General features: G+C 55.2%; 22 protein-coding genes and 1 tRNA gene. 6 read left to right on the top strand and 17 right to left on the bottom strand.

All coding sequences use genetic code 11. The features are described 5' to 3' along the window. The first annotated feature begins 217 nt into the window (after positions 1-217). The 4 genes from M3O22_02495 to M3O22_02480 all read left to right on the top strand — a co-directional run bounded on the left by M3O22_02495 (position 218) and on the right by M3O22_02480 (position 5722). Positions 218-1627 (top strand): ATP-binding protein, encoded by a 1410-nt coding sequence (locus tag M3O22_02495; GenBank protein MDP9195628.1) that lies wholly within the window; start codon positions 218-220, stop codon positions 1625-1627. Then, positions 1614-3695 (top strand): NAD-dependent DNA ligase LigA, encoded by a 2082-nt coding sequence (gene ligA, locus M3O22_02490; protein ID MDP9195627.1) that lies wholly within the window; start codon positions 1614-1616, stop codon positions 3693-3695. Before M3O22_02495 ends, ligA begins: the two co-directional genes overlap by 14 nt. Positions 3696-4140: 445 nt before the next feature. Further along, positions 4141-4410, top strand: a complete 270-nt coding sequence (locus tag M3O22_02485) for a hypothetical protein (protein MDP9195626.1) — start codon at positions 4141-4143, stop codon at positions 4408-4410. Positions 4411-4786: 376 nt separating this feature from the next. Then, complete coding sequence (locus M3O22_02480; GenBank protein ID MDP9195625.1) at positions 4787-5722, top strand: ribose-phosphate pyrophosphokinase; 936 nt, start codon at positions 4787-4789, stop codon at positions 5720-5722. A 124-nt stretch (positions 5723-5846) separates the two neighbouring features. Here the strand turns inward: M3O22_02480 and M3O22_02475 are convergent, their stop codons facing one another. After that, the gene (locus tag M3O22_02475; GenBank protein MDP9195624.1) at positions 5847-6725 is read right to left on the bottom strand and encodes a hypothetical protein; all 879 of its coding nucleotides are present in this window, start codon (positions 6723-6725) and stop codon (positions 5847-5849) included. 184 nt (positions 6726-6909) lie between these two features. On the opposite strand from M3O22_02475, the gene M3O22_02470 reads away from it, so the two are divergent. Further along, positions 6910-7002: transfer RNA gene (locus tag M3O22_02470), tRNA-Ser, on the top strand. A gap of 168 nt (positions 7003-7170) precedes the next feature. On the opposite strand, the gene M3O22_02465 is transcribed toward M3O22_02470, so the two are convergent. From M3O22_02465 to M3O22_02390, 16 genes are all read right to left on the bottom strand, one after another. Next, positions 7171-8856, bottom strand: coding sequence for a recombinase family protein (locus tag M3O22_02465; GenBank protein ID MDP9195623.1), 1686 nt, complete (start codon positions 8854-8856; stop codon positions 7171-7173). After that, positions 8853-9302 (bottom strand): DUF2924 domain-containing protein, encoded by a 450-nt coding sequence (locus M3O22_02460; protein MDP9195622.1) that lies wholly within the window; start codon positions 9300-9302, stop codon positions 8853-8855. Before M3O22_02460 ends, M3O22_02465 begins: the two co-directional genes overlap by 4 nt. Positions 9303-9306: 4 nt before the next feature. Then, complete coding sequence (locus M3O22_02455) at positions 9307-9453, bottom strand: DUF3489 domain-containing protein (GenBank protein MDP9195621.1); 147 nt, start codon at positions 9451-9453, stop codon at positions 9307-9309. A 137-nt stretch (positions 9454-9590) separates the two neighbouring features. After that, positions 9591-10424 carry an IS5 family transposase gene (locus tag M3O22_02450; GenBank protein ID MDP9195620.1) on the bottom strand — a complete coding sequence of 278 codons (834 nt, stop codon included), beginning with the start codon at positions 10422-10424 and terminating at the stop codon, positions 9591-9593. Positions 10425-10477: 53 nt separating this feature from the next. After that, entirely contained in the window at positions 10478-10948 is a 471-nt protein-coding gene (locus tag M3O22_02445; protein MDP9195619.1) for a hypothetical protein, read from the bottom strand. A 20-nt stretch (positions 10949-10968) separates the two neighbouring features. Further along, positions 10969-11589: a DUF2231 domain-containing protein gene (locus M3O22_02440; GenBank protein ID MDP9195618.1), complete on the bottom strand. Its 621-nt coding sequence runs from the start codon at positions 11587-11589 to the stop codon at positions 10969-10971. Between the two features lie 9 nt (positions 11590-11598). Beyond that, positions 11599-12384, bottom strand: a complete 786-nt coding sequence (locus tag M3O22_02435) for a copper resistance protein B (protein ID MDP9195617.1) — start codon at positions 12382-12384, stop codon at positions 11599-11601. Next, positions 12362-14278, bottom strand: a complete 1917-nt coding sequence (locus tag M3O22_02430; protein MDP9195616.1) for a copper resistance system multicopper oxidase — start codon at positions 14276-14278, stop codon at positions 12362-12364. Before M3O22_02430 ends, M3O22_02435 begins: the two co-directional genes overlap by 23 nt. A 52-nt stretch (positions 14279-14330) precedes the next feature. Beyond that, positions 14331-14729: a hypothetical protein gene (locus M3O22_02425; protein MDP9195615.1), complete on the bottom strand. Its 399-nt coding sequence runs from the start codon at positions 14727-14729 to the stop codon at positions 14331-14333. 50 nt (positions 14730-14779) lie between these two features. Beyond that, the gene (locus tag M3O22_02420; GenBank protein ID MDP9195614.1) at positions 14780-15115 is read right to left on the bottom strand and encodes a DsrE family protein; all 336 of its coding nucleotides are present in this window, start codon (positions 15113-15115) and stop codon (positions 14780-14782) included. Continuing rightward, entirely contained in the window at positions 15112-15738 is a 627-nt protein-coding gene (locus M3O22_02415) for a class I SAM-dependent methyltransferase (protein ID MDP9195613.1), read from the bottom strand. Before M3O22_02415 ends, M3O22_02420 begins: the two co-directional genes overlap by 4 nt. 124 nt (positions 15739-15862) lie before the next feature. Continuing rightward, positions 15863-16216 (bottom strand): DUF3147 family protein, encoded by a 354-nt coding sequence (locus M3O22_02410; GenBank protein MDP9195612.1) that lies wholly within the window; start codon positions 16214-16216, stop codon positions 15863-15865. A 142-nt stretch (positions 16217-16358) separates the two neighbouring features. Then, entirely contained in the window at positions 16359-17420 is a 1062-nt protein-coding gene (locus tag M3O22_02405; GenBank protein ID MDP9195611.1) for an MFS transporter, read from the bottom strand. A 135-nt stretch (positions 17421-17555) separates the two neighbouring features. Beyond that, on the bottom strand, positions 17556-19097 hold the full coding sequence (locus tag M3O22_02400; GenBank protein ID MDP9195610.1) for an NAD(P)/FAD-dependent oxidoreductase: 1542 nt from the start codon (positions 19095-19097) through the stop codon (positions 17556-17558). A 124-nt stretch (positions 19098-19221) separates the two neighbouring features. Beyond that, on the bottom strand, positions 19222-19596 hold the full coding sequence (locus tag M3O22_02395; protein ID MDP9195609.1) for a metalloregulator ArsR/SmtB family transcription factor: 375 nt from the start codon (positions 19594-19596) through the stop codon (positions 19222-19224). Positions 19597-19926: 330 nt separating this feature from the next. Beyond that, positions 19927-20145, bottom strand: coding sequence for a helix-turn-helix domain-containing protein (locus M3O22_02390; GenBank protein MDP9195608.1), 219 nt, complete (start codon positions 20143-20145; stop codon positions 19927-19929). Between the two features lie 38 nt (positions 20146-20183). Between M3O22_02390 and M3O22_02385 the strand changes: the two genes are divergently transcribed. Beyond that, positions 20184-20945 carry a hypothetical protein gene (locus M3O22_02385; GenBank protein MDP9195607.1) on the top strand — a complete coding sequence of 254 codons (762 nt, stop codon included), beginning with the start codon at positions 20184-20186 and terminating at the stop codon, positions 20943-20945. Positions 20946-21045 lie beyond the last annotated feature (100 nt).

Raw genomic sequence — 21045 nt, 5'->3', positions numbered from 1 at the left:
CTGTGGAAAAGCGGGAAAAGCGGCCCGGATCTGTCCCGAAAGCCTCCCGCATATGAAAGCCGTCCATAGCCTTCTGATGGTTCTGCAGGGAGATCCAGGCAGGCGAGGCAACAAGGCGGGTCATGGGACACTCCGAAAACAGGACTTCTGTCGTCATAGCCTGGCCGGCGCTGTTTTTCCACAGGACGCCTTGCACACCGTGTTCTGGCCTCATAGGATGGTCCAGGTTTCCTCACTGCCCCATTCCAGCCAGAAGGACAGGCCTATGGACATGTTCCCGGCCCTTTCCCAGCAGGAAAAGATCGAGCTGGCGCGGATCCGGATTTTCCTGAATTCGCCCATGTCCATGGTGGCCTTGCTGGTCCTGCCGGCCCTGTCCGCCGTGGTCCTGTGGAATTTCCTGCCCCATGGCCTGATCCTGGGGTGGGTTGTTTTTGTCTATCTTGCGGGCACCTTGCGGATTTTCTCGTGGCTCCAGCTGCGCAGAATGGCCAGCAGCGACAACCTGCCCCTGATCCGGCGCAGGGTAACCTTTTCCATTATCGTCATGGGCATCATGGGAACCGCCTGGGGCATCCTGGGCATGGGCCTTGGCCTGGCAGACGACGCACGGGCCGAGGTCTATATCGTCCTGGTGATTTTCGGCGTATCGGCAGGGGCTGTCTTTACCTCGTCGGCCTGGCCGCCGGCGGTCATGGCCTACCTGCTGCCCATGCTGGTGCCCTTTTCCCTCAGCGTCTTTGCGCGGCTTGACTGGTATTTTGCGGCCATCGGTGTGGGCGTCCTGCTGTACCTGATGCTGATCGTCTCGTACATCCGCCAGTACAACATCTGGCTGGACCAGTTCATCCGCCTGCAGGTGCACAATGACCTTCTGGTGGGCGAGCTGACCGTGGCCCGGGACGCGGCCACCGAGGCCAGCAGGGCAAAATCACGCTTTCTGGCCAACATCAGCCACGAGCTGCGCACCCCGCTGAATTCCATCCTGGGATTTTCCGAGGTGATCCGCGACAGCACGAACGGCACGCTGGACGCCCCGACCCTGAAGGAATATTCGGGATACATCCACGACAGCGGCGAATACCTGCTGCGCCTGATCAATGACATCCTGGACTATTCGAAGATCGAGGCCGCGAAAATGGAGCTGTCCCCGGCGCCCATGTCGGTCAGGGACGCCATCCAGGCCTGCCTGTCCATGATTCGCCAGATGGCTGCGCAGAAAAAACTGTCGCTGGTTTTCGACAACGACAGGGACTGCGTCATCATTGCGGACGAGCTGCGCGTGCGCCAGATCCTGATGAACCTGCTGTCCAATGCCGTGAAATTCACCCCGGACAGCGGAACCATCACCGTCAGCCTGTCGGAACAGGCAGGGACTGTGGAGATAAAAGTCCGCGATACCGGCATCGGCATGACCGCGGAAGAACTGGTCATCGCCATGGAGCCGTTCGGCCAGGCAGCCGGAGCCAAAAGGGGCGGACTGCAGGGCACGGGGCTGGGACTTCCCCTGGCCAAATCGCTGGCCGAGCTTCACGGCGGCACATTCCATATCAGCTCCACGCCAGGCCAGGGAACCACCGTCATGTTCAGCCTGCCCAAAAAGGCTGTGAAACATGATCCCGGTTGAAAGCCTCACTCCGCTGGAAGCGGCGGCCGAGCTGGAACGCCTGGCGCGCGCAATTGCCCGCCACGACCGGCTGTACCACCAGAAGGACCAGCCGGAGATTTCCGACGCGGAGTACGATGCCCTGCGCCAGCGCAACGAGGCCATCGAGGCCCGCTTTCCGCACCTGCGCCGCCCGGACAGCCCGTCCCTGAAAGTGGGCGCTGCGCCGGTCGCAGGATTTGCAAAGGTCCGCCACGCCGTTCCCATGCTGTCGCTGGGCAACGCCTTTTCCGATGAGGATATCCACGATTTCGTCCAGCGGATCCGCCGGTTCCTGAACCTGGGACCGGACCAGGCCATCGCCTTCATGGCCGAGCCCAAGGTCGACGGCCTGTCCTGCAGCCTGCGGTACGAGCACGGGGTTCTGGTCCGCGCGGCCACCCGGGGCGACGGCCAGGAAGGGGAAGACGTCACCGCCAATGTCATGACCATCGCCGGCCTTCCCCACCGGCTGGCCGGGCCGGCGCCGGACATCATCGACATCCGGGGCGAGGTGTGCATGACCCGGGCGGATTTTGCCCTCCTGAACCAGGAGCGGGAAAAGGCCGGCGAGCCCCTGTTCGCCAATCCCCGCAACGGCGCCGCCGGTTCGCTGCGCCAGCTGGATTCCTCCATCACCGCGCGGCGTCCCCTGCGGTTTCTGGCCTACACCTGGGGCGAGACGTCGACCCGGACCTGGAAGGCCCAGAGTGAATTCCGCACATGGCTGCAGGACCAGGGCTTCATGCTCAACGAGCCCGCCCGGCTGTGCCAGACCGAAGAAGATCTGTTCGCATTTTACCAGGAGATCCAGGCCCTGCGCCCCTCCCTGCCCATGGACATCGACGGCGTGGTGTACAAGGTGGACCGCCTGGACTGGCAGGACCGGCTGGGATTTGTCAGCCGCTCTCCCCGCTGGGCGGTGGCACACAAGTTCCCGGCCCAGCAAGCCCGCACCCGCCTGAAAACCATCACCGTCCAGGTGGGGCGCACAGGGACCCTCACCCCGGTGGCGGAGCTGGAACCCGTCACTGTCGGCGGCGTCGTGGTTTCCCGCGCCACCCTGCACAACGAGGATGAGCTGGCCCGCAAGGACGTGCGTCCCGGCGACATTGTCATCGTCCAGCGGGCGGGAGATGTGATCCCGCAGATCCTGGGTATTGTCCCGGAGGAAAGACCCCCCGGCTCCCTGCCCTTTGTGTTCCCGCAGGTCTGTCCGGAATGCGGAAGCCATGCGGTGCGGGAGGAAGGCGAGGTGGCGCGCCGCTGCACCGGCGGGCTGATCTGCCCGGCCCAGGCGGTAGAGCGCCTGATCCACTTCGTCAGCCGCAACGCCTTTGACATCGAGGGCCTGGGCGGAGAGCGCCTCCAGCTTCTGTACGACCAGGGACGGATCCGTGAGCCGGCGAATATCTTTACGCTGAAGGCGCGCGAGGACCAGCGCCTGGACAAACTGGAAAACGTTCCGGGCTGGGGTAAAAAATCTGTCGAGAACCTGTTCCGGTCCATCGAGAACCGGCGCACCATTCCGCTGGACCGTTTCATCTACGCCCTTGGCATCCGCCAGACAGGACAGGTGACCGCCCGCCTGCTGGCTCGCAGCTATCAGACCATCGACGCCCTGATGGCTGCCATGGCCGCCGCACAGGATCCGGAGTCAGAAGCCTTCCGCGACCTCACGTCCATTGAACAGATTGGCCCGGCTGTGGCCACTGACCTGCTGGCCTTTTTCGCCGAGCCCCATAACCGGGCGGTGCTGGACCATCTTCTGGAACAGGTCACGGTCCTGCCTTTTGAAGCGCCGGCCGTGCGCCAGTCCCCGCTGACCGGCAAGACTGTGGTCTTCACAGGCACACTGGAGTCCATGAGCCGCGCCGAGGCCAAGGCCCGCGCTGAATTCCTGGGCGCAAAGGTGGCCGGATCCGTATCCGCAAAGACAGACTACGTCATCGCCGGCGCGGATTCCGGCAGCAAGGCCACAAAGGCCCGCGACCTGGGCGTGACCGTCCTGACCGAGGAAGAGTGGACGCAGATGACGGAACAGGGGTGAGGGATTCTTACCTCTCCCCCTGAGGGAGCTTTGTATAATCCACCCCTCATCCTGAGCCTCATGGTGAGCCTGTCGAACCATGGCGAAGGATGAGGATTTTCGGAACTACAGTCATCCCCATGGTGAGGCAGGGTTATGCAAAACTCCCTCAAGAGGAGAGGCAATAGAGAAAGTTCACAAACTTGACCAGGCCCTACACATCATCCATATCTGGCCGGGAAGGCGGAATCTTCCGCCTCCGGGACGTCAAACCCCGCCAAGACGGTTGTGCAGCCTCGGCTGCATCCCGTTACCTCGCCTCGGTCTTCCGTAGGGCCGGGAGGTATTGTCGTATGTCCAGGGGGAAACCCTAAAGGACAATGCGCCGTTCTTGGACGGTTTGAACTCCCGGCCGCCAGGGCCACTGTGGTCCTGGCGGTTTTCACCGGATCCGGGAGACACCGCCATGACAAGGCGTAAAAAGAAGAACCCCTGCATATCCCGTTACATGCCCGGGTTGCTGTGGAGTTTCAGCATGGCCCTTCTGACGGAGACTTCGCGGGAAATCCGGACAGCGGTATCGGACTACAGGCGCAAGGGCGCTGGCATGAACCCTGGAAACCTGGGGACACTGGAGTGGTTCATTGCCTGTACCTGGGACAATGCTCTCCGGCGCCACACCCTGTCGGAAGAAGGGCGTACAGCCTCTTCCCCTCCAGGAGATACAGGCAGATAACCCCTGATAATATGACCACATTCCTTTACAGGGGGCTGGTTGCTTTCGGGGCAGCGGCTCGTGGATGCGGTGAAAAGGACAACAACACACCGGGCACCCCGGGGATGGTTACGGGTATGCATGACAGCAAAAACCTCTCCCCCTGTGAGGGAAAGGTAAAAAACTCCCCCGATGTCACACTTTCGAAAAAAGTGTGACATGTGAGACATCAGTGAGACATTCCGGGACAGGGTGTGACAAAGCGGGGCAAGAGCGCCCGGAATGATAACAGATGACAAGGAATGCTTGCACATTCGCACGTTAACATGATTGCCACCCCTGCCCCGGCCTGTTATACGCTGCCTGTCAGGATCATTGCCGGCAACGGAGTCGCACCATGAGAATCCTGGCGGGAAACAGCAACCGTCCCATGGCCGAGGCTATCGCCCGGCATCTGGATATCCCCCTGACCGATGCCAGCATCCGGCGCTTTGCCGACATGGAAGTGTTCGTGGAGATCCTGGAAAACGTCCGGGGCGAGGATGTTTTCGTTATCCAGTCCACCTGCTATCCCGCCAACGACCACCTGATGGAACTGCTGGTCACGCTGGACGCCCTGCGACGCAGTTCGGCCCGGCGGGTCACCGCGGTCATCCCCTATTACGGCTATGCCCGCCAGGACCGCAAGAGCGCCCCGCGCACACCCATCTCCGCCAAGCTGGTGGCCAATATGCTGACCGTGGCGGGCGCCGACCGGGTCCTGACGCTGGACCTGCACGCCGGCCAGATCCAGGGGTTCTTCGACATTCCTGTGGACAACCTGATCGCCAGCCCGGTGTTCGAGAAAGACATCCGCCAGACCCTGAAATCCACCGCCGGGGTCATGGTCGTCTCCCCCGATGTGGGGGGCGTGGTGCGGGCGCGCCAGCTGGCCCGGCGCATCGACGCGGATCTGGCCATTATCGACAAGCGGCGGGAGCGTGCGGGCATTTCCGAGGTCATGAACATCATCGGCGATGTGCGTGATCACCACTGCATCCTGGTGGACGACATCGTGGACAGCGCCGGCACCCTGTGCAACGCGGCGGACGCCCTGATGGCGGCGGGGGCCAGCTCGGTCCGCGCCTATGTCACCCACGGGGTCCTGTCGGGCAGCGCGGCGGAGCGGGTGGCAAAATCACAGATGGCCGAACTGGTGGTCACCGACAGCATTCCACCCACCGACGCAACCCGGACCTGCGGAAAGATCCGCCACCTGGGCGTGGCCGACCTGATGGCCGAGGCGATCCACCGCATCAGCGAGGAGCGGTCGGTTTCCAGTCTGTTTGATTAAAAGCCCGAACAGACCACCGACATGTCATCCTGAGCGAAGTGTCGCGCAGTGACACGAAGTCGAAGGATCCCCTTGAGGATAGAGATCCCTCCCCCGCGCTTCGCTCCGGTCGGGATGACAGGCCTTACCCCTGCAACAACTTCTGCATTTCCCGCGGAATGGACGGCCGCAGGCGGGTCAGTGTCGCGGCCAGTCCGTTGCTGATCTCATCAGCCTGGCGCTGGTACTGCTGGAACAGCTGGTCGATGGAGGCCTGGCGCTGTGCGGCAGTGACGCCCTGCTGCTTTGCGAATCCTGCCATCATGGAGTTCGCCTGGGCCACAAGCGTGTGATAGCGGACGTACGCATCGTCAATGGCCTTTTCCACGGCGGCCCTGTCAAAGGTCGTGACCGCGGCGGACGCGTTGAACCGGTACTGGTCCCGGGCCGGAATCAGGGAGACCACAGACTGCCGGACAGTGCCATAGGACCCGGCCTTTTCGGCATTCCCGATGCGAAACGCGATCTTTCCCCGGGCGGCTGGCCCATAGGCTTCCAGCGGCTGGCCGGCCATTTTTGACTTCACGGTCCTCTCCCGGGCCTCTACCACCCGGTCAAACTGCACATTGGCGTTCCACAGTTTCCTCAGCACCGGCTCCAGCTGGACCATGGCAGCAGACACCTGGCGGGCCGAGGCAGGACTGGCGGGCATCTGGACCTGGGTCGCAGCAGGGGTGCCGGCCCCGCCACCGGCCTCACTGCCGGCCATGCCTTCGCGGAAGCCCTGCATCATGGCCTGGACGCCAGCCTGGTCCATTTCCGCCAGCATAGGCCCCATCTGGACCCGCATGTCCTCCTGCATGTCCGGAGGGACCGAGGCCAGTATCTCCTGCAGCGCCTGCTCCTGGAAGGGCTGCAGCCGCACGGCAGGTTGCAGCGCGGTCGGTGGTGCAGTCTGGGCCTGCGGGGCCGTGACAGGAACAGCCATCAGGACAAGGGCGGACAGGACAAGACGGAGCAGCATGGGCAGGGCCTCCCGCGGTTAAAAGGACGATAGCTGTCTGTAGCACAAAAAACAGCCCCTGTCGCCGGGGTGATCGCCTCCTGATCCGGGAGGGCAGGATTGACAAGACCGGCCACACTGCCTATGAAATCCGGTCTGCCTTCTGCCGGGCCATCAGATCGGAACGGCCTGAAGACAGGACTGCGGAGGGGTGGCCGAGTGGCTGAAGGCGGCGGTTTGCTAAACCGTTATAGGGTCAAAAGCCCTATCGTGGGTTCGAATCCCATCCCCTCCGCCATTAAGTCATATATTCCTACACATATGCTCTTTATCCTGTAATTGCCCCCGCGGTGTGCGGGGTTTGTGGCGCTGTAGCGCACGGGAGAGAGTCTTTCTCTGCCTCTGTTTCAGGCTTTTTCAGCAGCTTTCTCTGTTGGGCTGGGTGGCGGTGCGGTTTCAGATTTGGTCAGGCTGCGGGGATCAGCATTTCTTTCTGCTGTTTCCAGAATGGCGGGATCTCTGTCCGTGACAGTTTCTCCAGTGTCAGATCGACTGGCTGGTGGCCGTTGAGGATGGCTGTGGTGATAGCAGGTGAAAGAAACGCCAGCTGGATCAAGCGGCTGACATAACGCGGAGAGATATTCTCCCGTCTTGCGATGGATTCGATGGGGCTTGGTGTTCCGGAGACCATCTCCTCCCACCAGGCATGGGCTCGGGCGATGGCTTTGATCAGAGTGGCATCGGGTGTGCGTGAAGCATCAGATGATCCACCAGGGATGACCAGTTTTGTTTCGATGCCGCGTTTCCTGATCTGGAGTGACGCGTTGATGGAAACCGGACTTACAGCGGTGATTTGTTTAATGCTGAGATACTCAAGCAGCGCGGAGACTTTGAATTCAATAGTAAGCGTCTCTTCGGTAAGGACGATCCGGTGGAGAAGCTGTTTAAGGATTTCGGCCTGACAGTCTGGAACTGACCCGGCAAGTTCCTGCGCCAGATTTTTGCTTTTGGATAAGACGGTTTCTGTCTGAGTGGCGGTCAGCTCCGCACCAATTTTATCCATGAGCTGGAGTGGCTGTTTCAGACTGGAGATCAGTAGGTTCAGAACAGCTTTTTCAAGTTCCTGAGCAGCGATGCGCCAGCCGTGTTTTTCGTCTGATCCAGCTTTTTTGATGAGATTGTTTGAGACGTAATACCGGTAGCGCTTCCCCTTCTTGTTGGCATGGCTGGGCGTAAGGCGTTCGCCAGTGTCATCGAATAGCAGCCCGCCCAGCAAGCTGATGTTTTGGGTACTCTTCCTGCCGCGAGGCTTGGCGGCATTGGCTTTCAGCTGCGTCTGGATTTCATGCCAGACCGGTTCGTCGATGATCGCTGGATGCTGGCCGGGATGGATTTCTCCCTTGTGAGCGATTTTGCCAGCATAGATGGGATTGCTGAGGATGCGGTAGAGGTGACCTCGTGAGAATGGCCTGCTCCCGCGCAAACGATCACCAGATCCAGGGCGAGTTTTTGTGGCGTAGCCGCGCTGGTCCACCTCGGCTTTGACTATGCGCACATTGCCGTGCTGCTGGTAGAGACGATAGATCTCTCGAACAATTTCGGCTTCGGTTTCGTTGACGGTTAGGGTTCGCTCTCTGGCTTCATAACCAAATGGCACAAAGCCACCCATCCAGAGCCCTTTCTTTTTAGAGGCGGCTATTTTGTCGCGGATACGTTCACCAGTCACTTCCCGTTCAAACTGAGCGAATGACAGAAGCACGTTCAGTGTCAGTCGGCCCATACTGGATGTGGTGTTGAATTGCTGTGTCACAGCCACAAACGACACGCCATGTTTGTCGAAGATCTCCACCAGCCGGGCAAAATCAGCCAGACTGCGGGTAAGCCGATCCACCTTGTAAACAACTATGATATCGATCTTACCAGACTGGATGTCACTCAGGAGTCTCTGTAAGGCTGGACGTTCCATCGTTCCACCGGAGATACCGCCGTCGTCATAGGCGGTCTTCACCAGCTGCCAGCCCTCATGCTGCTGGCTTTTGATGTAGGCTTCGCAAGCCTCCCTCTGCGCCTGAAGCGAGTTGAAATCCTGTTCCAGACCTTCCTCACTGGATTTACGGGTGTAGATGGCGCAGCGGCGAGTGTATTTGCTCATGGAGAACCTGCTTTGGTCTTCAGGCCAAAAAACAGACGGCCATTCCACTGCGTACCAGTAATGGCTTTGGCGATAGCTGACAGGGAGCGGTATGTTTGCCCATCATAGTGGAAGCAGTCTTCCTGAACGATCACCGTATGGGCTTTTCCCTGCCACGAGCGCACCAGACGCGTTCCCGGCTTGATGGACACCGGCGCTGAGACTTTTTTGCCCTGCCGGAGGTCCTGTGCCATCTGGCGCAGCTGGCGCCGGATGGCCGGATTTAAGCCTCCATAAACCTTCTCCTGCAGCTTGTAGGCCACCGCCCGCCGGAGCCGCTCCTGACTCATGCGTTTCGGAGGTTCAGCCCCATAAATCTGTCGCCAGTGGTCTTTCAGGGCATTGCTATCGAGATCCTGGAGGGCAGCCAGCTGCGCCTCCAGTTCCAGCTTTCTTTGTACAGCCATAGCGTCAGGCCGCAACGGCGTTCAGATGATAAAGAACCTGGTTGTCCTTGCTGATGGACCGCTCGATGCTGTGGCCACTCTGGCGCAACCGGGTCAGGGCCGCCCGAACCGTATGGGGCTGCCAGCCCAAGGCCTCGACCAGGTCCTGCACAGCCTTTCCCTCCGGCTGCTGGAGCAGATGGATCAGGTAAGCCTTCTTCGTAGATCTGGGATTACTTGCCAGGACTGGATCAGGCTTAGGAATTTTGGCTCTGGAAACGGTCTGAGAGTCTGACTCAAAACTCCCCATTATGAGTTTTTCAGCCTTGCGATGAGGCGTGTCTGTCGCCGGATGGATGCGATGAGGAGCCAGGCCTCTGAGGAAGCGATGGAGTTTTCCCAGTCTTTTGCGAGGCGGCGGCATCGTCCCGGCCAGGCGAAGGTGCGCTCGACGACCCAGCGGCGGGCTATGACGACGAAGCCTTTGGCGTTGTCGGGCCGCCTGACGACCTCAAGGCTGGGGCCGTTCTGTCCCTGCAGCGCAGTCTGCAGTTTTTCCCCGGCGTAGCCTCTGTCGGCAAACGCGCATTCGACTGTCGGGAAGCTTTCCTGTGCGTCGGCGATGACTGCCGGAGCGCCGTCCCGGTCCTGGATGTCTCCTGTATGGACAAGTCCTGTCAGCATGTTGCCTTCGGTGTCGGTCATGATGTGGCGCTTGCGGCCTTTGACCTTCTTGCCAGCATCGTACCCTGCCGGGCCGCCACTTTCTGTGCTTTTGACGCTCTGGCTGTCAATGATCCCGGCTGTCGGACTGGCGGCCCGCCCGGAAAGGACACGCGAACCCATGACCAGCGCTTCATTGATGACATCCAGTATTCCGCTGTCCCGCAACTGGTAAAAATAGTACTGCACCGTCGTAAACGGCGGAAAATCCACGGGCAGAAGGCGCCACTGACAGCCCGTTGCAGCCATGTACTGGATGGCGTTCCAGACTTCCCGCAGGCTCTGTTCCCGCGGACGGCCAACCCTGTCCGGCGGCGGCATGAACGGCTCAACCAGAGCCCACTCCTCATCCGTGCAATCACTTGCGTAGCGCAGGCCACGCCTGTCATAATCAGCGCGGGTGGTTTCAGTCCAGGACATGTCATTCTCCCTTGTTGTCGCAAACAAAGAGAATCATATCCCGCTGAAATCACTCAATTTAATTTTCGGTCAGGCTCTAAGTGTCCATGCTCCATTTCTTTGTGCATGTCTTTCATATGGTCCATATCCATTCCGTCCATATGCTCGTGCATCTTTGGCATTGGGCCGCTGGCGAACTTATGGAAGTTTTCCTGATTTTCGAAGTAATAGACATTTCCATGGGGATCAGCGCCGATAACTGCACTGGCCTTATCAACAGGCTTGTCGCTGACAGGATCGGTTGCACTTCTTTTTGCGGCGTCTTTTTCCAGCATGTCTTTACACATGGGGCAGCAGCCGTAATAGGTTTTTCCTTCTACCTTGATGGCTGTTTGCGGCTTGTCGAACGCTTTATTACTGACCCTGCAGACAAACTGGGACTCAACCGGCTTTAACCAGCTGTCAGCGTGGTTATGTGTGTGCCCGGCTGCAAAAGCTGGCAGAGTAAAAAATACCAGAAGCAGGGTTAAGATAAGTTTCTTCATCGCTTTCTCCTTTGGTTAAGTTAATGATGGTGGTCATTCTGATCGTCATGCCCATGCGGGCCTTCAGAACTTTCGGAATGACCTGGTTCACCTTCCATATCGGCACCCCGTTCCATTTCATGACTAGGACTGGTGCCGCTATGGCTGTGATTGTGTCCCGCTTCCATGCCAACGCTCATTGGAATGACGCCAAGGCCCTGACGGTACACAAGTTCCGCGCCCTTATAGCCAGTGACTGAAAGCATCAGCCCGGCAACGACCATAAGAGAGACAAAAACCAGATTTTTTGATTTTCTGAAATCTGCTTTCCCGCGCAGGGAAGCGGTTAAGGACCATGCCGCCAAAAAAATAAACAAAACAGCTGTGCCTAAACCCCAATTACGATGATCCAGCATGGCTAGATGCTGGTGTTCACTGCCATGCGGTACAGAATTAAAAGCATCAAACCCGGCGATGACAGTGGCTATGGCCGCCAAAGAACCCAGCCATAAATTCCAGCGGGCAACGGTGACAAGCTGAGTATGCAGCGGCCATTTTCTGATAAAGGACTCCGCTAGGAACAAAACGACAGAAACGCTTAAGAGAGCGATCGTAAAATGCACCAAAATCGGGTGCCAGTTCGGGATAATTTCAATAACCATAAGCCGCTCCTAAAACATGAACCGCAAGCCAACCGCGGCGATAAAGGCATCGTTATCCTCGCCTTCGTCTTTGGCGTTGGAAGAAGTCTCGCCAAATTTCCGCTCGTAACGAAGATCCAGGTAGGGTGCGAATTTACGCGTGATCTCGTACCGTGTTTGCAGACCTATTTCCCCTTCCGTTAAACCTGCGCCAATGCCTAGTTCAGGTACGTCCTGGGCGGACAGATTGATTTCGGCATAAGGCTGTAAAATGAGGCGCTGTGTAATCAGAAAATCCGTTTCGCCACGCATCCTGGCGCTGACATCGCCTTCGTCACTGACAAATAAATGCGCCTCGATATCAAGGAAATATGGCGCAAGTCCTTCTGTCCCTAATACGAGATAGGTTGTGGACTCAGGGCGTATGTCATGCCGTATCCCGGCCTGAAAATCCCAAAAGGTGGAGACATTCCGGCTATAGAGCGCCCAAAATTCCGCTTGTTCGGTTTTACCGTCTGTATTTTCGCCTTCAGCTTTGAGCCACAGCTTGTTGTAATCACCGCCGATCCAGCCATCAAAGTCCCAGCTTGCGACGGGTCCCTCTGTGCCTGCGCCATAATCCGTTTCCAGCCGGAAGGCATGAAACAGCTCCTGACCGTGTGCATGGGCAACTTCCGGGCTTGGCTTCGCAGAAGATGGCGCTGGAGGGTTCGGTGTTTGAGTATGTCCGGCGTGGGGATCCCGGGCAAAAACTGGCGTCGACAAAAGCACCAATAATGCTGCAAAGCTGATTTTAGTGTGCATTGTGGCCTCCATGAGAGGAATCCTGTTCGGATGAATTATCTTTTTGAGGCGTGAAATCATCCATGTCCGGCATGTCATCCATATTCATTCCCTCATGGTTCATGTCTTTATGATCCATGGGTATGGAATGCCCCTCATGCGGGTTTTTAACTTTCGGCTTTTCCTGCGGCGTCTTTTTTGCTTTTGCTGGCGCAGCTTTAGTCGGCGGCATAGCGTGAGAATCAAGTTTTGCCACAATGACCTTGTTCTCCATACCTGCCAGCATGTGATACAGAAGGTGGCAGTGGAAAGCCCATTCGCCGGGCTCGTCCGCTGTTAGGAGCACAGAATAGGACTGCCCTGGCGGCACAATAACCGTGTGCTTGTTTGGTAGTTTTTCAGCGGGTTGGCCATTCTCCAGTTGCACAAACATGCCATGCAAGTGCATGGGATGCGCCATCATGGTCGAATTGACAAACTTCAGGCGGACGCGCTCTCCGTACTTCAGGTTAATCGGGCCGGAGTCCTGAAACTTCTTGCCGTTAATCGTCCAGATATAACGCTCCATGTTTCCGCCCAGATTGACGAGGATTTCTCTTTCCGGGGGGCGTGTATCTTTCTGGATGCCGGCATAGCGCAGGTCGGTATAGTTCAGTGCCTTATCGCCAGGCGGCGTTCCGGCTTTTGCCCAGCCGCTTTCCATACCACCCATGTCATGGTCCATAGAGGAATGATCCATACCCTCCATTCCAGCCATGTTATGTCCTATAGCCGTATGGTCCATGCCTTGCATGTTCTCATCCATGGGCATCTGATGACCCATTTGTGAAGGGTCCATGCTACCCATATCGCCAGTTTCATCATTTGGATCCCCGTGCGACATGCCCATATCCGCCATTGTCAGTAAGGTGCGGGGACGCGGCTGTGGATCAGTGCCTCTCATGCCTTCATGTGGCGCTAGAGTTCCCAAGGCAAAGCCGGTGCGGTCAATGGACTCGGCGGCAATGGTATAGGCTTTATCTTCTCTAGGCGTCACAATCACATCATAGGTTTCCGCAACGCCAAAGCGGAGCTCATTGACCGTAACGGGTTCAACATTCTGCCCGTCAGCCTGAACAACTTTCATTTTCAGGCCTGGAATGCGCACATCATAGATCGACATGGCGGAGGCATTGATAAAGCGCAGGCGTACCCGCTCGCCAGATTTAAACAGGCCTGTCCAGTTCTGTTGGGGTGTTCTGCCGTTTACAAGAAATGTATAGCCAGAAACGTCCGAAAGGTCGGTGGGCAGCATGCGCATCTCGCCCCACATTTTGGCATCAGCCCAGGCCTTACCAAAACCTCTTTCGCTCACATCCGCAAAAAAGTCGCCAATCGTGCGACGCGCGAACTGGTAATAGTCGGAAGACATTTTCAGATTTGTAAGGATGTTGTCTCCATCCTCATCATGAAAATCAGAGATCAGGACCACATAGTCGCGGTCACTCGGAATGGGGTCTTTCCCTTTTGGGCTTATGATAATGGAGCCATAGTGCCCATCCTGTTCCTGGCTACGGCTGTGGGCATGATACCAATAGGTGCCGCTCTGGCGGACTTTAAAGCGATAGATAAAGGTTTCGCCCGGCTTGATGCCAGGGAAACCACTGAAACCTGGCACACCATCCATCTCAGAAGGGAGGAGAAACCCGTGCCAATGGACCGATGAATCTTCGTCCAGGTTATTCGTCACATGAACAGTGACATCCTCACCTTCGGTAAAGCGGAAGGTCGGGCCAGGGATGCCTCCGTTCAAGGTGATTTTCTTGACCGGATTACCGGTAATGTTCACCGTTTCCCGGTTGATTTCCAGGTGATATTCACCTGCCGCACTCGGGAGTGCAAACGTTAACAATAGAAATAGAGACAGAGTGTAAGCGTAAAATTTCATCGGTAATCCTCATAGCTAAAAGCTGTGCGCAAAAAATAAATCGCGCTGAGGATTAGATCCGGAAGCGTTGGGTTGTCAGAAGAATAGAAGGTTGGATTTGAGAGTGATCAGACCAATCTGGCGGCGGCCCTCGGATGCCGCCAATGTCACTCAGGGTCCACGTCGAAACGGGATTAATGTCAGCCGGAATAATAAATGAGAAGGATTTAACCTGATCAGGCTTTTGTACAGCTGGTCCCTTGTCTGCTGCCTGAAATTCAAGGCCCATACAATCTTTTAGAAATGTAACCTTGCCGGATTTTTTATCCTGCTTGGCTTTGCCTGGCGCATGATCGGCACAATGTTCTTTTACAGCTACGGCCTTGGCTTCATCGGCGCAAACAGGCATAGCGCACGCCAGCGAAGGCGTGAGCATAAGAAGCACCAGAAAGCTGAAAAGAAATTTTTTCATACAACTATAATATACACTTGGATCAGACTAAAACAAGCCGCCCATCTGCACTAGAAGATGAGGACCTTGTCAGCCTTTATCGTTGCTTCAGCCAATTCTGGCATTGTACTGCGACGACCGGCAATAATATCCCCTTCTGTCATCGTATGTTTGTCTAGGCAGCTTCCACATAAAAGAATGTTGCCCTTGGCTCCCATAATTTGATTGAGCAGATCCGCAATCTTGCTGGGAGACGTAGACTGACGAGCAGCCAGCACCGCATCACCCATCAAAAATACCGTCAGCTCAACTCCAGCCGTTTTTTGCATGGCCTGACCCAGGCGCAACGCATTGAAGCACTTTTCCGTGTCGTCCGGCGGATCATTGATAATCAGCAGAGTTTTCATGTTTTCTCCTGAGGTATGTACTGCATCAAGCAATAGATAAAATGCTGAACAGAGCCTGAAGGCGTATGATGGGATTCACTTAGGGTTTCTACCATCTGAAATTCTGGGCCAAATTCATTATGCAGGGTTTGTGGACTATACTGCACAATATCCAAGCCGCTGCATTTTTTAGGGCCATCCAAGGCAAACGTAGCCATCAAGACATAGCCATGTGGCTTAAGGGAGCGCTTTACGATATCCACATATTTTTGGCGATCCTCAGGACTTATCAGAAAGTGAAATACAGCCCTATCGTGCCATAGGTCAAAATGCTTTGGCAGGGAAGCCTGCGTGATATCTGCCTCTACCCATGATATTTTATCAGCTCGTGCGCCCAAGCGCTTCTTGGCAATGTCCAGGGCGGATGCCGAGATATCCAGGCAGGTCAAATTGGCGAAGCCCCTGTCCATCAGGTCATCCATCAAGGTGGAAGCCCCACTGCCTATATCGATAATATGGGCTGACCTGTTAAGTCCTGATTGTTCAATCAGGCGTAACGAAGTCTGCAAGTGATCCGCGTACCAGCTGACCTGCATGGACGACTTGGTCTGGTAAATGTTTTCCCAATGGGTTTTTTGATCCATTCAACTTCTCATAGTTGATTTCAACTGCAGCTTAACAGTTATGAAATCATCTGCAAAATTTAGATAACAACGAAGAGCTAATTTGAATTAGATCGAATAAGTTGTTTAATCAAACGGCAAGAAATTATAAGCGGGCAAGCCCAAATCTGGACATCAGCCATACGGTTAGAAAATAAAGCCCTATAGTCAGGAGGCAGGAAAGAATAAGAGCAAGATAAAAGCTCATTCCATAACGCATTAAAGCAGGCAATACCAAGAACATCGGAAGCGAGGGAAGAACAAGCCAGAAGGTAGCTTCGGCATGATTGGCTATGCGTACGGTATCGCCTGTATCCCTCCATAACCACAGCATGCCAAGAATAGAAATAAGAGGAAGAGATGCAACGAGAGCTCCAAAAAATGGGCTACGTTTGGCTATTTCAGAAATAGCCATCACAATGATTCCTGACAGTGCAGCTTTAACAAACAGATAAAACATATGGATTACGCTTTCCTAAATGAAGGTGCTCAATAAGTATTTTAATTCCAATGACGGCGCTTCGGGCAGTAGAGTGAACCACATCAGGAAACATCGGACAATCCATGACGGATTTCGACTTTGTCTCCCAGAAATTCTCTGGTCATGGGGATATGGTTTTTGACAAAATAATCAAAATCAAGGTTGCCAGGATACTGGCCGCCAGGACTGCGTACAGGATATTTGTCGATACACTTTGAACCAGTAATCCCGCCACCAGAGGGCCTACAGCCGCGCCAACATCCGTCCACGTAGAGTATGCAGCCAGTTTCACAAACTTCTGGTTGGGATAGCGCTGTGCCACAAGAACAGGACCCAGCGGGATCGACAGACCCCGGCTGAGAACAACTATGATGGCTCCGGGAATGAGCCATCCCCAAGCAATCATCGCCAAGCCAATCCCCGTCGTTACGGTAAACAGAAACGCTGTAGGGGCAGCGCCGAAGCGATCACCGATGTTGCCACCGAAGAGGCCCAAGATCATTTCTACCGCTCGGCGCAAAGCCAAGATCAAGCCTCCGGAAAGAACGGCAGACTCCAGCGACAGATTGTCTTTCAGGATGATCATCAAAGTCAGCACAAAAATCCCGTCCACCACCAGGCCCATGACAAAGCCCCACAGGTCGATATGATCCGGGCGGGGCAGAAAGATTTTCCGGGGCTGCTCTTCGGCGTTTTCCAGATCCGGCAAAAACCAGGCCAAGGGAATAGTGGCCCAAGTCAAAAATCCCCACAGGATAAACACATCCCGAGGGCCAATCTGCGTGATCAGCCAGGCACCGAAGCTCAGCGATAAGGTAGGACCAATACCGGCCAGCATACGCCCCAAGCCTACACGCATACCCAGTTTCTTGCTGGCTTTGGTTGCATACGCCAGCACTGAGAGATTCAATGCGGCGAAAGACATTCCCCATACCAAACGCGCGATCAGCAGAACGTATTCTCCAGATCCGTATCCATAAGCCAGGGTAGACACCGCTGCGGCTACGCCTGATGCCAAAGATAGATAACGCAGACCCACGCGGTGACCCAAACGGGCGATGAAGCTATACCCCACAATGCGCACCAGCCGGTTGGCAGCCAGCAGGATTCCCACCCATACCAGAGTCACGCCAAACACAGTGGCGTACAAGGGCAAGGCAACATACAAAAGAACATCGCCCAACAGGGCGATGCTCAGAATAAGGCCGGAGAGGACAACTCCTCGCAGGCTCTCACGTGGAGAGGATGAGGTATTCATAAACAGCTTTCATTCTACCCTTCCCTCCGATCCAAATCAGGAGGGGGAGCATCAATCAAATCAGCCGCAGCAACCGCCGCCTTGCTTTTCTTTATTCACTGGTTTGGCAGCTGTATTGGGAACAGCGCATGAAGATCCTTCGGCAGATTTTATACTGCCAGCAGGCACGGCGCAGCTGCCGCCCATTTGAGTTTCTTCCTTTTTAGCGGCTGGTTTATTGGCTGCAGTCTGATTGGTGGGGCAACAAGAAGATGACATGGTGTTTTCCTCGCTTTTTTCAGGGTTAAAGAAAGCGGTTTCAGGCGTGGCCGCCTTTGCCGCCGGTTTCTCCGGAGCGCAGCAGGCTGTGCTAAGCCCTGGTAAATTGGTTGAGCAGACGCCGGTTTCCGGCAGCTCCAGTTCCACACGGGCCGCAGCTTCATCATCACCCATCAGCCTGGCGACAACAGACCGGGCCTGTTCATAGCCTGTGGCCATCAGGAAGGTCGGCGCACGTCCATAGCTTTTCATGCCAATGATGTAGAAATCTTTCTCAGGGTGAGTCAGTTCGGCTGCGCCATGAGGACGTACCGTGCCGCAGGAGTGGAAATTCGGATCGATCAGCGGCCCCAGGATCCGGTTGCTTTCCAGGGCCGGATCGAGATCCAGGCGCACTTCACGCAGGAATGAAAGATCAGGCCTTGCCCCAGTGGCGACGATAAGGCGATGCATGCTCAACCTCCGGCCATCTTCCGCAACAACCTCAACACCATCTTTCTGTTGATTCATCCGGGCAATGCGGAAGCCTGTATGCGTTTGCAGATTACCGCTTTCAGCCAGATGACGGGCTGCCTCTCCCAAAGCGCCACGGGCTGCCAGCTGGTCATCGGCGCCACCGCCGAAGACGTTGTTCACCTGGGTACGGCGCACTATCCAGTGGATTTTGGTATCGGGATGTTTTTTCTGCAGCTTTGCCAGATCCAGCAGTGCGTTCATGGCAGAGTGTCCTGAACCCACAACAGCGACATCCTTACCGGCCCAAAAAGCCTTGTCCGGGCCAAGAACATCCGGAATACCGTAATGGATAAATGGTGCAGCTTGTTTTTCACCGGGAGCAGGCAAGCCATTGGCCCCTCCCGGATTGGGGCTGAACCAGTTGCCGGTGGCATCGATCACCGCTGCGGCCAGGATATCCTCTTCATGGCCTTGGCTGCTTTCAATACGCAGGACAAAGGGACGCTCTTCACGCCGGTCATTTTTGACCTTGTCCACACCCGCCTTGGCCACACTGGTGACTGTGGCGTTATAGCGGATGCGGGAATCTACTTTGCTATGTCTGGACAGTGGTTCCAGATAAAGATCTGCCAGTTCATGACCTGTGGGGTGGCGTTCAGGATCAGGTGAACTCCAGCCGGTTTCCTCAAGAAGCTTTTTGGCTGCTTTATCTACATTGAAGCGCCAAGGCGAAAACAGCTGGACATGGCCCCATTGGCGGACGGCATGGGCTGCCGTCGGCCCCTTCTCCAGCACCAGCGGTATGCCGCCATAAGAGAGCACGTGAGCCGCTGCTGCCAGCCCTACTGGACCGGCACCGATAATGGCAATGGGTAACTGCTTGTTCATGGCCGCCTCGCTGTCTAATCGCCCAGAACAATATTTCCATTATTCCAGAATATACGTATTATAAGGCAGGAAGATACAAATGTCAACTATATTTCTAATTTTTACGAAATGTCATAGGGCAGGCTTAAACAGCCTTGGCCAGCTTGGGTTTGGCCTTAACCTTGGCATGCTTTGGCGGTGGGCAAGCAATGCAATCATTCATGTCATTCTGGACAGGACGCGTACAACACTGCTCGGTTAGAAAACTGACAACATCGTTCATATGCTCGAAATGAGGCCGGCACCATAAAGTACGTCCATCGCGTACCTGTGCGATCAGTCCAGCCATAACCAATCCCTTGATGTGATGGGAAAGTGTGGAAGCAGGGATTTCAAGCTCTTCCCCTAAAGCGCCAACAGGAAGCCCCTGGCTTCCCGCCTCGACCAGGCGCTTATAGATCGCAAGGCGTGTCGGGTGCCCCAATTCAGCCAGACATTTTGCAGCAGCGTTTATATCCATACTTCTTATTTTGGGTGTTGTGGCCGATTTGTCAACTATTATTCTCGAAATATGGAATACTCCTGTTCTGTAATCTACACCAGCTAAAATTTACCGTGATCCGGTTGTGAAATTCCCTGTTCCCTTTCCAGGGAATTCTAACAAATTTGCCGCTTCCTATGAGACTTTATAAAAGCATGCGATGTCTTCATCGTTCAGAATCGGTAAGATTCCCTGTATTTTCCCTGATAAACAGGCAGAGAGTGGTTCGCAGGTGACTGCGTCCTCCGCCACTTACTCGGAACTACTCTCTTTTTAGGGAATGTACGGCATTTTACTCGTGGCTTCCTTTTAGCCCTCAATTTCGGGCGGCGAATGAGCGTGTTTGTGCGCAACCAAGCGTGATTGTTCGTAATTCTCAACATCCTCAAGCCTGTAACGCACGCGCCTGCCGATTTTAAGATGGCTCGGCCCGATGCCTTCCCACCGCCAACGCTCTAACGTCCGTGCCAAAATGCCCCAGCGGGCTGCCAGGTCGTGTTGATTTAAATGCTTTATCACGGGCAACATCCTCCATATAATATCAGTGCATTACGAGAAAGTAGCGCATGCAAACCCCACAACTAAAATATGAAATTCAGCTTGATAGAGTACAGAATATTGCACTTTCCGGCATTGGGCGCACACTGACATTTGTGAAATTTGCCGAAACTGGTGCCTATGATTTGGAGAAAGTTAACACACCTCCTCGAAATGAGAGGCAGATTTTTTCGAACGATTCCATGCCGCCGATACAAGCAGCCGAGTTCCAGAAGTGGAAAGACGACTTTGTGGCTTGGAATTTGAACAACGCTGTAAATGAAATTATTGAGTCATTCTTCGTGTTTCTTGAAATGTCATATTTCGCACTTCATGCGAACGGGGACAGAAGACGAGTTAACTCCGGTGATGTTTTGGGCGAAGTCATAAAGAATTGGCAAAACGAAGTGCGTAACAATTTAAGAACACAGAACAAGGTACAAGCGTTGTCTGACAAAGGCCTGCAATTTTCGGATGATGAGAAAAAAATCATCGAGAGCTTCTGGGAGATCAGAAACCTTCTTTCGCACAACCTTGGAATTGCCGATAATAGAAAAAAGCTCGATGTTGATCAGGGGAAGATAACTCTTAAATGGTATCGTCGGGAAATATTTGCCAAGTTAGAATCGGGGAGAGAAATACCATTAACTGACGATCCGATGCCTGAGGCAGGAACGATATGCTTACGCACCAAAGCCCTGCAAACCAAGGAGATTGACCTTAACTCACACATCTCTTTTACCCTAGATGAAGTGCAACAGATTGCATGGATGTTTTGGCTTCTTGTTTAGAGCCTGACCGAAAATTAAATTGAGTGATTTCAGCGGGATATGATTCTCTTTGTTTGCGACAACAAGGGAGAATGACATGTCCTGGACTGAAACCACCCGC

It is taken from the genome of Pseudomonadota bacterium, assembly GCA_030775045.1.
Lineage (GTDB): Bacteria > Pseudomonadota > Alphaproteobacteria > JALYJY01 > JALYJY01 > JALYJY01.
The sequence above is the reverse complement of the archived record's forward strand: the minus strand, read 5'-3'. Positions and strand labels throughout refer to the sequence as shown.